Annotated in this window: 2 protein-coding genes; both read left to right on the plus strand. The window is 73.1% G+C overall.

Annotated features, from left to right (window positions below; all coding sequences use genetic code 11):
- Positions 1 to 12: 12 nt before the first annotated feature.
- On the plus strand, positions 13 to 4,722 hold the full coding sequence (locus SAM23877_RS41875) for a type I polyketide synthase (RefSeq protein ID WP_053141461.1): 4,710 nt from the start codon (positions 13 to 15) through the stop codon (positions 4,720 to 4,722).
- Positions 4,723 to 4,724: 2 nt separating this feature from the next.
- On the plus strand, positions 4,725 to 15,422 hold the full coding sequence (locus tag SAM23877_RS33795) for a type I polyketide synthase (RefSeq protein ID WP_053141463.1): 10,698 nt from the start codon (positions 4,725 to 4,727) through the stop codon (positions 15,420 to 15,422).
- The last annotated feature ends 272 nt before the right edge of the window (positions 15,423 to 15,694 follow it).

Below are 15,694 nucleotides of genomic sequence, written 5' to 3' on the forward strand. Positions count from 1 at the left end.
GAACAGCAGACCATGAGCGACACGGACCCGGACCAGCAGGAAAAACTGCTCGCCTACCTGAAGCGGGCCACGACGCAACTGCGCGACGCCAACCGCCGCGTACGCGAACTGGAGGACCGGTCGCGCGAACCGATCGCGGTGATCGGCATGGCCTGCCGGTACCCCGGTGGCGTCCGCTCCCCGGAAGACCTGTGGAAACTCGTCGAGTCCGGCACCGACGCGCTCGGCCCGCTGCCCACGGACCGGGGCTGGGACCCGGCGCGGACGTCGGCCGCGCCACGCGGCGGATTCGTCCACGACGTGGGCGACTTCGACGCCGGGCTGTTCGGCATCAGCCCGAGGGAAGCCGCCGCCACCGATCCGCAGCAGCGCCAGCTCCTCGAAGCGTCCTGGGAGGCGGTCGAGCGGGCAGGCATCGACATGCGCACCCTGCGCGGTGGACGCACCGGCGTCTTCGCCGGCGTGATGTACCACGACTACCCGTCGGTGGTCGACCCCGAAGCGCTCGACGGCTACCTGGGCACGGCCAACGCCGGCAGCGTTCTCTCCGGCCGCATCGCCTACACCTTCGGGCTTCAGGGACCGGCGGTCACCGTGGACACGGCCTGCTCCTCGTCCCTGGTGGCGCTGCACCTCGCCGCCCAGGCGCTGCGCGCCGGCGAGTGCGAACTCGCCCTGGTCGGCGGGGTCACGGTCATGTCCGGGCCGATGATGTTCGCGGGCTTCGGCCTGGAAGACGGCTCTGCCGCCGACGGCCGCTGCAAGGCGTTCGCCGCCGCCGCCGACGGCACCGGCTGGGGCGAGGGTGTCGGTGTGCTGCTGGTGGAGCGGCTGTCGGACGCCCGGCGCCACGGGCACCGGGTGCTGGCCGTGGTGCGCGGCAGCGCGGTCAACCAGGACGGTGCCTCCAGCGGCCTCACCGCCCCCAACGGACCTGCCCAGCAGCGCGTCATCCGTCAGGCCCTGGCGAGCGCGGCACTCGTACCGGCCGAGGTCGACGCGGTCGAGGCCCATGGCACCGGTACGACCCTGGGTGATCCCATCGAGGCGCAGGCGCTGCTGGCCACCTACGGCCAGGAGCGTGCGGAACCCCTGTACCTGGGCTCCATCAAGTCCAACATCGGGCACACCCAGGCCGCCGCAGGGATGGCGGGTGTGATCAAGATGGTGGAGGGACTCCGCCGGGGCGTACTCCCGAAGACCTTGCACGTCGACGCGCCCACGCCCCAGGTGGACTGGTCGGCGGGTGCGGTGGAGCTGCTGACCGAGACACGCCCCTGGCCGGAGACCGGACGACCCCGTCGGGCCGGGGTGTCCTCGTTCGGTGTCAGCGGTACCAACGCGCACGTGATCTTGGAGGGGGTTGAGGCCGAGGGGGCGGTGGCTGGCGGCGGGGGGTCGGGTTCTTCGCCGTCGGTGGGGGTGTGGGTGCTGTCCGGGCGGGACGAGGGTTCTTTGCGTGCTCAGGCTGAGCGGTTGCGTGGGTTTCTTGTGGCGCGGCCTGAGGTGGATCCGGTGGATGTGGGTTTGTCGCTGGCGACGACGCGGGCCGCGTTGGAGTGTCGTGCGGTGGTGGTGGGTGGTGGGCGGGAGGAGTTGCTGGCGGGGTTGGGGTCGGTGGCTGAGGGTGTGCCGGGTGTGGGTGTGGTGAGGGGGGAGGTGGGTTCGGGCGGGACGGCGTTCCTGTTCTCGGGTCAGGGGTCGCAGCGGTTGGGGATGGGCCGGGAGTTGTACGGGGCGTTTCCGGTGTTCGCGGATGCTTTCGACGCGGTGTGTGCGCGGGTGGATGTGGGGCGTCCGTTGCGTGAGGTGGTGTTCGGTGAGGACGCGGGGCTGCTGGAGCGGACGGTTTACGCGCAGGCGGGGTTGTTCGCGCTGGAAGTGGCGTTGTTCCGGCTGCTGGAGTCGTGGGGCGTGGTACCGGATGTGCTGGTGGGGCATTCGGTCGGTGAGCTGGCGGCGGCGCACTGCGCGGGAGTGTTGTCACTCGACGATGCCTGCACGTTGGTGTCGGCGCGGGGGCGTTTGATGGACGCGTTGCCCGAGGGCGGGGCGATGCTCGCCGTCGGGCTGGCCGAGGAGGGGCTGGTGCTGCCCGAGGGCGTGGACCTGGCGGCCGTGAATGGTCCTGCCTCGGTGACGGTGTCCGGCGATGCGGATGCCGTCGCCGGTCTGGAGGAGCGGCTGCGGGCGCAGGAGGTACGGGTCAAGCGGCTGGCGGTCTCGCATGCCTTCCACTCCCGCCTGATGGAGCCCATGCTGGCCGACTTCACCGCCGTTACCAAGGCGTTGACCTACAACGCCCCCCGGATCCCGCTCCTCACCACCGCCCCGGGTGCGATCGACACCCCGGAGTACTGGGTGGGTCAGGTGCGGGAGCCGGTGCGTTTCGCTGATGCGGTGCGTGAGGCGCATGGCACCGGGGTCACCCGGTTCGTGGAGTGCGGTCCGGACGGGGTGTTGTCGGCGCAGGCGGGGCTTTGTCTGGCTGACCACTCCGAGGTGGTCGTTGTTCCGTTGCAGCGTGCGGGCAGTGAGGGTGTGGGTGCTCTGCTCGCGGGGATCGGGGGAGCGCACATCGCCGGAGTGCGGTGCGACTGGGGTGCCGTCTTCGGCTGCCTCGGCGGACGCGTCGTGGACCTCCCCACCTACGCCTTCCAGCACCAGAGGTACTGGCCGCTGCCCGCCTCCGGCACCGGCGGGCAGGGCGCCGACGACGCCTTCTGGGCCGCCGTGCGCGGGGGTGACGCGGACGCCGTGGCCGGACTGCTCGGTGTGGACACCGACGAGGAACGGGAGCGGCTCGACGACACGTTGTCGGTGCTGGCGGGTTGGCACGACCTCTGTTCCTCCCGGAGCCTGCGCTACCGGGAGGAGTGGCAGCCGGTCTCCCTCCCCGTGGACCCGGTTCTCGTGGGTGGCTGGTTGGTGCTGGCGCACCCGGAGCACGGGGGCGTCGCCGCCGACTGCGCCGAGGCGATCCGACGCAGCGGCGGACATCCGCACGTCCAGGTGATCGATCCTGCTGACGCGCCGGCCGGACTCCGGGCACTGGCGAAGGGTTCCTCCTCCGACCGCCCCTGGGCAGGAGTGCTGTCACTGCTCGGCCTGGCCGACGACACCGCGGTGGCCACCGGACTCGCCCTCGTCCAGGCGCTGGCCGACACCGACACGCGCCTGTGGTGCGCCACCCGCGGTGCCGTGGCGCTGCCGGGCGAGGAGCCCCCCGCGGCAGGCGGCCACGCCCTGTGGGCGCTGGGTCGGGTGGCCGCGCTGGAACATCCCGCGCTGTGGGGAGGGCTGATCGACCTGCCCGGGACCGGGGTCGGCGACGCCTCCCTGATCGCGGTCCTCTCCGGGGTCACCGCCGAGGACCAGGTCGCCCTCCGGGACGTGCCGCTCGCACGTCGGCTGGTCACCGCGGCTCCGGTCACCGCCACGCCCTGGCACCCGCAGGGCACCGTCCTGATCACCGGCGGAACGGGAGCGCTCGGCTCCCGCGTCGCCCGGTGGGCGGCCCTCGCCGGTGCCACACGACTGGTGCTGGCCGGACGACGGGGCGCCGATGCACCGGGTGCCGCCGAACTGGCCACGGAGCTGACGGAGCTGGGGGCAGAGACCGCGGTGGTCTCCTGCGACTTCTCCGACCGGGACGCCGTCGCCGCGTTGCTGGCCGAGTACTCGCCGAACGCCGTGGTGCACGCCGCGGGCGTCGGGGGTCTGGGAAGGCTGGCCGAACTCACCGAGGAGGACCTGGCGGCGGCTCAGGCGGGAAAGGCGGCCGGCGCCGAGAACCTGGACGCACTCTGCGGCGACCTCGACGCCTTCGTGCTGTTCGGGTCGGTCGCCGCCGTGTGGGGCGGCGCCGGACAGGCCGCGTACGCCGCCGCCAACGCCCGGCTGGAGACCCTGGCCCTGCGACGGGCGTCCCGTGGGGCGCCCGCGACCTGTGTCGCCTTCGGCGCCTGGGGCGGAGAGGGCATGGCGGAGGGCGCGGGCGCCGAACTCGCCCGTCGGGGAGTCATGGCGATGGATCCGGACCTGGCGCTCGCCGCCATGGCCGACGCGGTCGCGGACACGGCCCCCACGGTCACAGTGGCGGACATCGACTGGCCGGTGTTCGCGCGGACCTTCACGTCCTCCCGGCCCAGTTCCCTGCTGGCCCGGCTGGAGGGCGGCGCGGCCACGGGCGGGGCGGAGGCCGCCGGAGCCCCCGGCGACCTGCGCGCGGACCTGCTCGCCCTGCCGCGGTACGAGAGGTCCGAGAAGGTCCTGGAACTGGTGCGAGCACAGACCGCCCTGGTGCTCGGGCACGCGCACGGTGGTGACATCAAACCCGACCGGGCTTTCCGGGACCTCGGGTTCGACTCGCTCACCGCCGTGGAGATGCGTAACCGGCTGACCGCGGTGAGCGGCCTGTCCCTGACCGCCACGGTGGTCTTCGACTACCCGACGCCCGCCGAACTCGCCGAGCACCTTCTCGAGGAGTGCGGCATCTCCCCGGACGTCGACGAGGGCGAGGCCGACGAGGAACAGCGCGTGCGCGCCGCCCTGGCCGCCGTACCGACGGCCCGGCTCCGGGAGGCCGGACTGCTCGAACCCCTGCTGAGACTGGCGGGGGAGAAGACCGACGACGTGGAAGCGCCGACCGCGCACGCGGTGGACGAACTGGACGGCGAGGCACTGCTGAAGCTCGTCGAAGCCAACGACGGGGAGCACTGACCATGGCGGCGTCCGCCGACGAACGTTACGTCGAAGCCCTGCGCACCCTGATCAAGGAGAACGAACGGCTCAAGACCCGCAACCAGGAGCTGGTCGTCGCCGGACACGAGCCGATCGCCATCGTCGGGATGGCCTGTCGGCTGCCCGGCGGGGTCGACTCGCCCGCATCGCTCTGGGACCTGGTGTCCGCCGGAGGCGACGGCATCAGCGAGTTTCCCGCCGACCGTGGCTGGGACCTCGGCTCCCTGTACGACCCGCACTCCCGGGGTGAGGGCACCTCGTACTCCCGACAGGGCGGCTTCGTCCACGACGCGGGACGCTTCGACGCGGACTTCTTCAGCATCTCGCCCCGCGAGGCCGCCGCGATGGACCCGCAGCAGCGTCTTCTCCTGGAGGCGTCCTGGGAGGCGTTCGAGCGGGCGGGGATCGACCCGAAGGAAGTCAAGGGCAGTCCCGTCGGCGTGTACGTCGGAGCCGGGACCTCGGGCTACGGCATCGGCGTCCCCGTCGCCGAGGAGGCGGCGGGCTACGCGCTGACCGGCACCGCGACCAGCGTGCTCTGCGGCCGGGTGGCGTACAGCTTCGGCTTCGAGGGGCCGGCGGTCACGGTGGACACGGCGTGCTCGTCGTCCCTGGTGGCGCTGCACCTGGCCGTACGCGCGCTACAGGCCGGCGAGTGCACGATGGCGCTGGCGGGCGGAGTCACCGTCATGGCCACCCCGGCCGCCTTCGTCGAGTTCAGCAGGCAGCGCGGTCTGGCACGTGACGGCCGCTGCAAGGCGTTCGCCGCCGCCGCCGACGGCACCGGCTGGAGCGAGGGCGTCGGTGTGCTGCTGGTGGAGCGGCTGTCGGACGCCCGGCGCCACGGGCACCGGGTGCTGGCCGTGGTGCGCGGCAGCGCGGTCAACTCCGACGGCGCCTCCAACGGACTCACCGCCCCCAACGGACCCGCCCAGCGACGCGTCATCCTGGACGCGCTGGCCGCCGCCCGGCTCTCCGCCGCCGAGATCGACGCGGTCGAGGCCCATGGCACCGGTACGACCCTGGGTGATCCGATCGAGGCGCACGCGTTGCTGGCCACCTACGGCCAGGAGCGTGCACAGCCCCTGTACCTGGGCTCTCTGAAGTCCAACATCGGCCACACACAAGCCGCTTCCGGTGTGGCCGGAGTGATCAAGATGGTTCAGGCGATGCGGCACGGCGTGCTCCCGAAGACCCTCCACGTCGACGCGCCCAGCCCGCACGTCGACTGGTCCTCGGGCAGCGTCGAGCTGCTGACCGAGAACCGGTCGTGGCCCGACTCCGGAGGACCTCGTCGGGCCGGGGTGTCCTCGTTCGGTGTCAGCGGTACCAACGCGCACGTGATCTTGGAGGGGGTTGAGGCCGAGGGGGCGGTGGCTGACGGCGGGGGGTCGGGTTCTTCGTCGTCGGTGGGGGTGTGGGTGCTGTCCGGGCGGGACGAGCGTTCTTTGCGTGCTCAGGCCGGGCGGTTGCGCGGGTTTCTTGTGGCGCGGCCTGAGGTGGATCCGGTGGATGTGGGTTTGTCGCTGGCGACGACGCGGGCCGCGTTGGAGTGTCGTGCGGTGGTGGTGGGCGGTGGGCGGGAGGAGTTGCTGGCGGGGTTGGGGTCGGTGGCTGAGGGTGTGCCGGGTGTGGGTGTGGTGAGGGGGGAGGTGGGTTCGGGCGGGACGGCGTTCCTGTTCTCGGGTCAGGGGTCGCAGCGGCTGGGGATGGGCCGGGAGTTGTACGGGGCGTTTCCGGTGTTCGCGGAGGCCTTCGACGCGGTGTGTGCGGGGGTGGATGTGGGGCGTCCGTTGCATGAGGTGGTGTTCGGTGAGGACGCGGGGCTGTTGGAGCGGACGGTTTACGCGCAGGCGGGGTTGTTCGCGCTGGAAGTGGCGTTGTTCCGGCTGGTGGAGTCCTGGGGTGTGACTCCTGACGTGCTGGTGGGCCATTCGATCGGGGAGCTGGCCGCGGCGCACTGTGCGGGGGTGTTGTCCCTGGAGGATGCGTGTGTGCTGGTGTCAGCGCGGGGGCGTCTGATGGATGCGTTGCCCGAGGGTGGGGCGATGCTGGCGGTGGGGGTGGCGGAGGAAGGGTTGGAGCTGCCCGACGGGGTGGATTTGGCGGCGGTCAATGGTCCTGCTTCGGTGACGGTGTCGGGTGAGGCGGAGGCGATTGCCGGTCTGGAGGAGCGGTTCCGGGCGCAAGGTGTGCGGGTGAAGCGGCTGGCGGTTTCGCACGCGTTCCATTCCCGCCTGATGGAGCCGATGCTGGCCGACTTCGCGGAGGTGGCGCGGTCCTTGACCTATCACGCGCCTCGGTTCGCGGTCCTGTCCACGGCTCCGGGTGCGATCGACACCCCGGAGTACTGGGTGGGTCAGGTGCGGGAGCCGGTGCGTTTCGCGGACGCGGTGCGTGGGGCGCATGGCACCGGGGTCACTCGGTTCGTGGAGTGCGGTCCGGACGGGGTGTTGTCGGCGCAGGCGGGGCTTTGTCTGGCTGACCACTCCGAGGTGGTCGTTGTTCCGTTGCAGCGTGCGGGCAGTGAGGGTGTGGGTGCTCTGCTCGCCGGGATCGGGGGAGCGCACGTCGCCGGAGTGCGGTGCGACTGGGGCGCGGTCTTCGGCTGCCTCGGCGGTCGCGTCGTGGACCTCCCCACCTACGCCTTCCAGCGGGAGCACTTCTGGGCGGTACCGCCTTCCTCCGAAGGCTCCGACCCGGCGGACTGGCGGTACGCGGTCACCTGGCAACCTCTGCCGGAAGCCGAGCAACCGGTACTGCGGGGGACCTGGCAGGTACTGGCAGACCCCGATGCGCGGGAGGACGATCTGGTCGCCTGGTGCGCCGAAGCGCTGGGCGCACACGGCGCCACCGTCGTCGTAGGCCGCACACCCGCCCCGGACGTCGACGGGCTGATCCTCCCGCACGACCCCCGGCCGCGCTCCGCCCATCCGGAACTGTCCCTCGGTCTGGCCGCACTGCTCGACGCGGTGCGCGGAGAGGGCGCCCCGGTGTGGGTACTCACCCGAGGCGCGGTCACGGCCGGTGCGGATGATTCCGTCGTCGACCCCGGGGCGGCACAGCTGTGGGCGATGGGCCGGGCAGCCGCGCTGGAGAAGCCGCACCGCTGGGGCGGTGCCGTCGACCTTCCGCGAGCCCTTGACGCGGAAGCCGGACGGAGACTTGCGGCCGTGCTCGTCGGTACGGGCGAGGACCAAGTGGCCGTCCGTGCCGAGGGAGTCTTCGGCCGGAGACTGGCCCAGGCGCCCGTGCGTCCGGCCGTACCCTGGCGGCCGCGCGGCACCACATTGGTCACCGGCGGCACCGGCGCACTCGGCGCCCATGTCGCCCGATGGCTCGCGGACCGCGGCGCCCCGCACCTGGTGCTGGCCGGCCGTCGGGGCGCCGAGGCCCCGGGCATGACCGACCTCGCCGCCGAACTCACCGCGGCGGGGACCGAGGTCACGATCGCCGCCTGCGACGTCAGTGACCGCGCGGCCCTCGACGAGCTGCTGGCCGCGCACCCGCCGAGCGCCGTGGTGCACGCCGCCGGGAGCGGTGGGTTCGGCACCCTCGACGACGCGAGTGAAGCCGACATCGCCACCGTGCTGGCCGCCAAGGTCACCGGAGCCCTCCACCTAGACGACGCGCTCCGGGACGCGGATCTCGACGCCTTCGTGCTCTTCTCATCGGTGTCCGGCATCTGGGGCAGCGGCGGCCAGGCCGCCTACGGGGCGGCCAACGCCGCCCTGGACGCCCTCGCCTCCCGTCGTGCCGCCCGGGGCCTGCCCGCCACCTGTGTGGCGTGGGGCCCTTGGCACGGCAGCGGCATGGCCGGCGCGGAGGAGACCGCCGACTACCTGCGGCGTCGCGGACTGCGCACCATGGAACCGGCCAAGGCACTCGACGCTCTGGGCGCGGCGGTGGACGGCGGGGACGTCTCCGTGGTCGTGGCCGACGTGGAATGGGCGCGCTTCCTGCCCGCCTTCACCGCCGCGCGGCCGCAGCGGCTCTTCGACGGACTGCCCGGCGCCTTGCCGCAGGACGGGGGAGCGGAGTCGGCCGGGAGGACGGACGCGGAGCCGGGTTCCCCGTTCGCGGTCCGCCTCGCCGCGCTCGACGCCAAGGAAAGACGGCGTGAACTGGTCGAGTCGGTGCGTGCCCGCGCCGCCATGGTACTCGGCCACCACGACGCCGATGCCATCGAACCGCGCAGGGCCTTCAGGGACCTGGGATTCGACTCGCTCACCGCCGTCGAGCTGCGCAACCTCCTCGCCGAAGTCACCGGCTTCACCCTGCCCGCCACCGTCGTCTTCGACCACCCCACCCCCGCCGCGCTGGCCGAACACCTCGACGACCTCATCCAGCACCTGGACGGTGACGGGGGCGTGACGGCCTCCGCCGCCGCCGACGAGCCCGTCGCCATCATCGGTATGGCCTGCCGCTACCCCGGAGGCGTCACCTCGCCGGACGAGCTGTGGCAGTTGGTCGCCGAGGGCCGCGACGGCGTCACCGACTTCCCCGAGGACCGGGGCTGGGACACCGCGCGTCTGTACGAACCCGACGGCACGCCGGGCACCTCGTACGTCCGTGAGGGCGGATTCCTCGGCGACGTCGCCGAGTTCGACGCCCCGTTCTTCGGCATCTCACCCCGCGAGGCGGTAGCCACCGACCCGCAGCAACGCCTGATGCTTCAGGTCGCCTGGGAGGCCCTGGAACACGCCGGCGTCGACCCCACCGCGCTGCGCGGCAGCGACACCGCCGTGTTCGCGGGCACCAACGGGCAGGACTACCCGATCCTGCTCGCCGGGGATCCCGACATCAGCGAGGGACACCAGGGCGCCGGCAACGCGGCAGCCGTGCTCTCCGGCCGCATCGCGTACACCTTCGGTTTCGAGGGACCCACCCTCACGGTGGACACCGCGTGCTCGTCGTCCCTGGTGGCGCTGCACCTGGCGGTACGCGCCCTGCGGGCCGGCGAGTGCTCGATGGCGCTGGCGGGCGGCGTCACGGTGATGTCCACACCGACCGCCTTCGTGGAGTTCAGCCGACAACTGGGGCTCGCGGCCGACGGTCGCTGCAAGGCGTTCGCCGCCGCCGCCGACGGCACCGGCTGGGGCGAGGGCGTCGGTGTGCTCCTCGTGGAGCGGCTGTCGGACGCCCGGCGCAACGGGCACCGGGTGCTGGCCGTGGTACGCGGCAGCGCCATCAACTCCGACGGCGCGTCCAACGGCCTCACCGCCCCCAACGGACCCGCCCAGCGCCGCGTCATCCGCAGGGCGCTGGCCGACGCGGACCTGCGGCACTCCGACGTCGACGTGGTGGAGGCGCACGGTACGGGCACGAAGCTGGGCGACCCGATCGAGGCGCAGGCACTGTTGGCCACCTACGGCCAGGAGCGTGCGGAACCCCTCTACCTTGGCTCACTCAAATCGAACATCGGGCACACCCAGGCCGCCGCCGGCGTGGCCGGAGTGATCAAGATGGTGGAGGCGCTCCGCCGGGGCGTACTCCCGGGGACGTTGCACGTCGACGAGCCCACGCCCCAGGTGGACTGGTCGGCGGGTGCGGTGGAGCTGCTGACCGAGGCACGTCCCTGGCCGGAGACGGACCGGCCCCGCCGGGCAGGGGTCTCCTCGTTCGGCGTCAGCGGCACCAACGCCCACGTGGTGCTGGAGGCCGCGCCCGCGGGAGAGCCCGCGGAAAAGCCGGCCCCGGCCGGTGACAGCACCTCCCTGCTGCCGCTGCTGCTCTCCGCCCGCACGGCGGCCGCGCTTCCGGCGCAGGCGGAGAAGCTGCGAGCGGCCCTCGACGGGCATCGGATCGCTGACGTGGCCCACTCGCTGGCAACGACCAGGGGAGCCTTGGAGCACCGGGCCGTGGTGCTGGCAGCCGACAGCGAGACTGCGGACACCGCCCTGCGGAACCTCGGCGGCGCTGTCGTCGGCCGGGCCGAGGAGGACGGCTCCCTGGCGCTGCTGTTCTCGGGTCAGGGTTCGCAGCGGTTGGGGATGGGCCGGGAGTTGTACGGGGCGTTTCCGGTGTTCGCGGATGCCTTCGACGCGGTGTGTGCGCGGGTGGACCTTGAACGTCCCCTGCGTGAGGTGGTGTTCGGCAAGGACGCGGGGTTGCTGGAGCGGACCGTCTACGCGCAGGCGGGGTTGTTCGCGCTGGAGGTGGCGCTGTTCCGGCTGGTGGAGTCCTGGGGTGTGACCCCGGATGTGCTGGTGGGGCATTCGGTCGGTGAGCTGGCCGCCGCGCATGTGGCGGGGGTGTTGTCCCTGGACGATGCCTGCGTGCTCGTGTCGGCGCGGGGGCGGTTGATGGACGCGTTGCCGGCCGGTGGGGCGATGCTGGCCGTGGAGGCGGCCGAGGAGAGTCTGGAGCTGCCCGACGGGGTGGATCTCGCGGCGGTCAACGGGCCGACATCGGTGACGGTGTCGGGGGATGCGGAGGCGGTCGCCGGGCTGGAGGAGCGGCTCCGGGCGCAGAAGGTACGGGTCAAGCGCCTGGCGGTCTCGCACGCCTTCCACTCCCGCCGGATGGACCCCATGCTGGCCGACTTCGCCGCCGTCACCGAGGCGTTGACCTACCACGCCCCGAGGACCCCGATCCTCACCACCGCCCCGGGTGCGATCGACACCCCCGAGTACTGGGTGGGCCAGGTGCGCGAGCCGGTCCGTTTCGCCGACGCGCTCGGCCGGCTCGCCGGGGTGCGGACGGCACTGGAGCTGGGCCCGGACGGAGTGCTGTCGGCGGCCGCCTCGGCGCTGCTGGATCAGGCCGTGGCCGTACCGGCACTGCGGCGTGGGCGCGACGAGGCCGAAACGCTCCTTCGTGCCGTGGGGACCCTGCACGTACGGGGTATCGCGGTGGACTGGTCCGCCCTGCTCGCCCCCGTCGGAGGCCGGCGCGTCGAACTACCCACCTACGCGTTCGCCCGCGAGCGCTACTGGCCCTCGGTCCCGGCGTCGGCACACCCCGGTGACGTGGTCTCCGCCGGACTGGGGGAGACCGGGCACCCCGTCCTCGCCGCCGGTGTGGATCTCGCCGACGACGGAGGCTTGTTGTTCACCGGCCGCATCTCCCTCCGTACACACCCGTGGCTCGCGGAACACCGTGTGCACGGCCGGATCGTGGTGCCCGGCACGGTGTTCGTCGATCTCGCGGTGCGCGCAGGCGACGAGACGGACTGCGACGTCGTGGACGAACTCGTCCTGCACACACCGCTGGTGCTGACCGCCGAGGAGTCCGTTCAGCTCCAGGTCACCGTGGGCGCCCCGGGCGACGACGGGGAGCGGGCCATCACCGTCCACTCGCGTACGTCCGGCGACACCGGCTGGTTCGGGCAGCCGTGGACCAGGAACGCTTCCGGCACGCTGCGGGCGGCCACCACCCCGGAGGCCGTGCCGGAGCTGACCTGGCCGCCGGCCGACGCGCGGGCCGTCCCGGTGAACGACCTCTACCCCGAGTTGGCCGCGGCCGGCCTGGACTACGGGCCCGTGTTCCAGGGCCTGCGCGGAGTCTGGCGAGCGGGTGAGGAACTCTGGGCCGAGGTCGAGCTGCCCGAGGCGGCGCACGCCGACGCCGGACGCTTCGGACTGCACCCGGCGCTGCTCGACGCCGCGCTCCACTCGCTCGCCGTGGGGGCGGTGACGTCCGACGGCCGCGCCGGACCGCCCGGACTGCCGTTCTCCTGGTCCCGGATCGCGCTGACCGTCTCCGGCGCCACCAGGCTCCGCGTGCGTGTCTCACCCCGCGGCGCCGACGGGGTGGAGTTGGTGGCCGTCGACCCGGGCGGGCAGACCGTCGTCTCCGTCGGACGCGTGGTGCTGCGTCCCCTCGCCGAGAACGCCGCGACGGGTGCCGCCCCGATGCGGCCGCTGCACCGGGTGGACTGGACTCCGCTCCCCGACGTGGCACGCACCTCCGGCACCTGGGCGGTCCTGGGCGACGACCCGTACGGCGCGGCCGAGGCGCTCTCGGTCCTGGGGGCCGACTGCGTGCGGGCGTCCGACCTCGCCGCGGCCTCGGCCGATCTGCTGCTGGTCACCTCCGCGCCGGTCGCCGGCCGCGGCGACGCTGCCACTGGCCGCGGCGACGCTGCCGCCGGCCGCGGCGACGCGGAGGCCCGGGTGACCGCGATGCTGGCCACCGTCCAGGAGTTCCTGGCCCGTGAGGACACCGACGCCACCCTCGTGGTGCTCACCCGGGGCGCCGTCGCCGTCGACGCGGGCGACGACCTGTCCGACGTGGCGGGCGCCGCGGTGCGCGGGCTGCTGCGCAGCGTGCAGTCGGAGAACCCCGGCCGCCTGCTGCTGGTCGACGTCGACGCCGACCCGTGGACCGCGCTGCTCGGCGTGCCCGGCGCGGACGAACCGGAACTGGCCGTCCGCGACGGACGGTTGTACGCCGCCCGGCTGGCCTCGCTCGCCGAACGCACCCTGCGGGCCCCCGAGGGCCCGTGGCGTGTGGGTGTGGTGTCGCGGGGCGCCGTCGAGGGTGTGGGGCTGGTGGCCGCGCCCGATGCGGAAGGCGCGCTGGAAGCAGGACAGGTGCGGGTGGCGGTACGAGCGGCGGGGATGAACTTCCGGGACGTGCTGAACGTGCTGGGCATGTACCCCGGGGAGGTGGAGCTGGGGGGCGAGGCCGCCGGCGTGGTGGTGGAGGTCGGGCCCGGGGTGTCGAAGCTGGCCGTGGGGGACCGGGTGCTGGGGTTCTTCAGCGGTGCGATGGGGCCGTTGGCGGTGGCGGACGAGCGGTTGACGGCCCTCCTTCCGCAGGGGTGGTCCTTCGTTCAGGGTGCCGCGGTTCCGATCGCGTTCGTGACGGCGTACTACGGCCTGCGGGACGTGGGCGGTCTGGCGGCCGGGGAGTCGGTGCTGGTCCATGCGGCCGCGGGCGGGGTCGGTATGGCGGCGGTGCAGATCGCCCGGCACGTGGGAGCCGAGGTGTACGGCACGGCCTCGCCCGGCAAGTGGGGCGCGACCGGGCTGGACGCGGGGCACCTGGCCTCCTCGCGGGACCTGGGATTCGAGAAGATCTTCGCGGAGCGTACGGCGGGTCGCGGGGTGGACGTGGTGCTGAACGCCCTGGCGGGTGAGTTCGTCGACGCTTCGGTCCGGCTGCTGGCCGCGGGCGGGCGGTTCGTGGAGATGGGCAAGGCGGACGTACGGGATCCGGACTCGGTGCCGGGCCGGATGTACCGTGCGTTCGATCTGAGCGAGGCGGGCCCCGAGCGGATCGGGCAGATGCTGGACGAGGTGCTGGCGCTGTTCGCGCGGGGCGTGCTCAGCCTGCCGCCGGTGCGGACCTTCGACGTACGGCGGGCGCCGGAGGCGTTCCGCTTCATGAGCCAGGCCCGCCACGTGGGCAAGGTCGTGCTGTCCCTGCCGCGTGCGGTGGAGCCGGGCGGCACGGTGCTGATCACCGGTGGCACGGGTGCTCTGGGTGCGTTGGTCGCCCGGTACCTGGTGGACCGGCGCGAGGTGGACCGGCTGCTGCTGCTCAGCCGCCGCGGCCCGGACGCCGAGGGTGCGGACACCCTGGCGTCGGACCTCGAGGCGGCCGGAGCGCGGGTCGAGATCGTGGCCTGCGACGTCACCGACCCCGAAGCCCTGGCCGAGGTGCTGGACGGGCGGCGCGTCAGCTCCGTCTTCCACCTCGCGGGTGTCCTCGACGACGGTGTGGCCACCGCCCTCACCCCCGAACGTGTCGCCCCGGTACTGGCGCCCAAGATCACTGCGGCCCGCGCTCTGCACGAACTACTCCCGGAGGTCGAGGAGTTCGTGCTCTTCTCGTCCGTCTCCGCCACCCTGGGCAGTCCCGGCCAGGCGTCGTACGCCGCGGCCAACGCCTACCTCGACGCCTTGGCCCGACAGCGCCACGGCAGCGGGCTGCCGGCCCTGTCCCTGGCCTGGGGCCCGTGGGACGTCGGCGCGGGCATGCTCGGCGCGCTCACCGACGACGACCGCCGTCGGGCCACCCGCTCCGGTCTGCCCGTGCTCACCGCCGACGAAGGCCTGGCCCTGCTCGACGAGGCTCTCACCGGGCCCGACCCCGCCGTGGTGCCGGGTGCCGTCGATGCCACCGGGTTCGCCGGCCGCTCCGACGTGCCGCATCTGCTGCGCGGTCTGGTGCGGGGACGTCGGCGCGCCGCCACCGCGGCCCGCGAGACCGGATTCGCCGACCGGGTGCGGGCCCTGCCTCCCGCGGAACGGGCGCAGGTGCTTCTGGACTGGGTGAGGTCGGAGGCGGCCACCGTGCTCGGCTTCGCCGGAGCGGAAGCCGTCGAACGGGACCGGGCGTTCAAGGACCTCGGCTTCGACTCGCTGACCGCCGTGGAACTGCGCAACCGGCTCGGCGCGGCCACCGGCACCCGACTGCCCGCCACCCTGGTGTTCGACTACCCGACGCCTGATGCGCTGGCCGAGCGGCTCGGGGCCGACCTGGTGCCACCCGCCCACGACCCGGCGGAGGCCATGATGACCGGACTGGACCAACTGGAAGCCGCGTCGGACGACTTGTCCGACAGCGACCGCTCCCGGCTACGGGTCAGGATGAGCGCCCTGCTCGCCCGGTGGGCGGATCGACCCGACGGCCCGGACACCGACGACGAGGCCCGGGACGCCGATCTGTATTCCGCCACCGAGGAGAACATCTTCGCGCTCATCGACAATGAGCTGGAGAGCCCGTGACCCACCCACCGGGTGCCGGAATCGACCCGAATATGTCCCGTGCGGACTATTTCCGCGAACCGTTCCAGAAATACCTTCCACGGTCGTCGCGTGATGACGCGGACCGGTCCGCGCGGTCCGAGCCGCGCGGCGTATTCGGACGGCACGACCCCTTTCCTCGGACCGGCTATTCCCGACGCCCCGGCCCGCCGCCCGGGCGCCCGGAGGGACCTCACGGTCCGTCCCCCCTAGGGGTGGGCTAGGGGTTGTCCGCGGCTTGGAGTCGTTCGTAG

The sequence above is a fragment of the Streptomyces ambofaciens ATCC 23877 genome (genome assembly GCF_001267885.1).
Lineage (GTDB): Bacteria > Actinomycetota > Actinomycetes > Streptomycetales > Streptomycetaceae > Streptomyces > Streptomyces ambofaciens.

Excerpts from the sequence above, each read along its gene's own strand:
- SAM23877_RS41875 (WP_053141461.1), top strand. The coding sequence starts at position 13 with ATGAGCGACACGGACCCGGACCAGCAGGAAAAACTGCTCGCCTACCTG.
- SAM23877_RS33795 (WP_053141463.1), top strand. The coding sequence starts at position 4,725 with ATGGCGGCGTCCGCCGACGAACGTTACGTCGAAGCCCTGCGCACCCTG.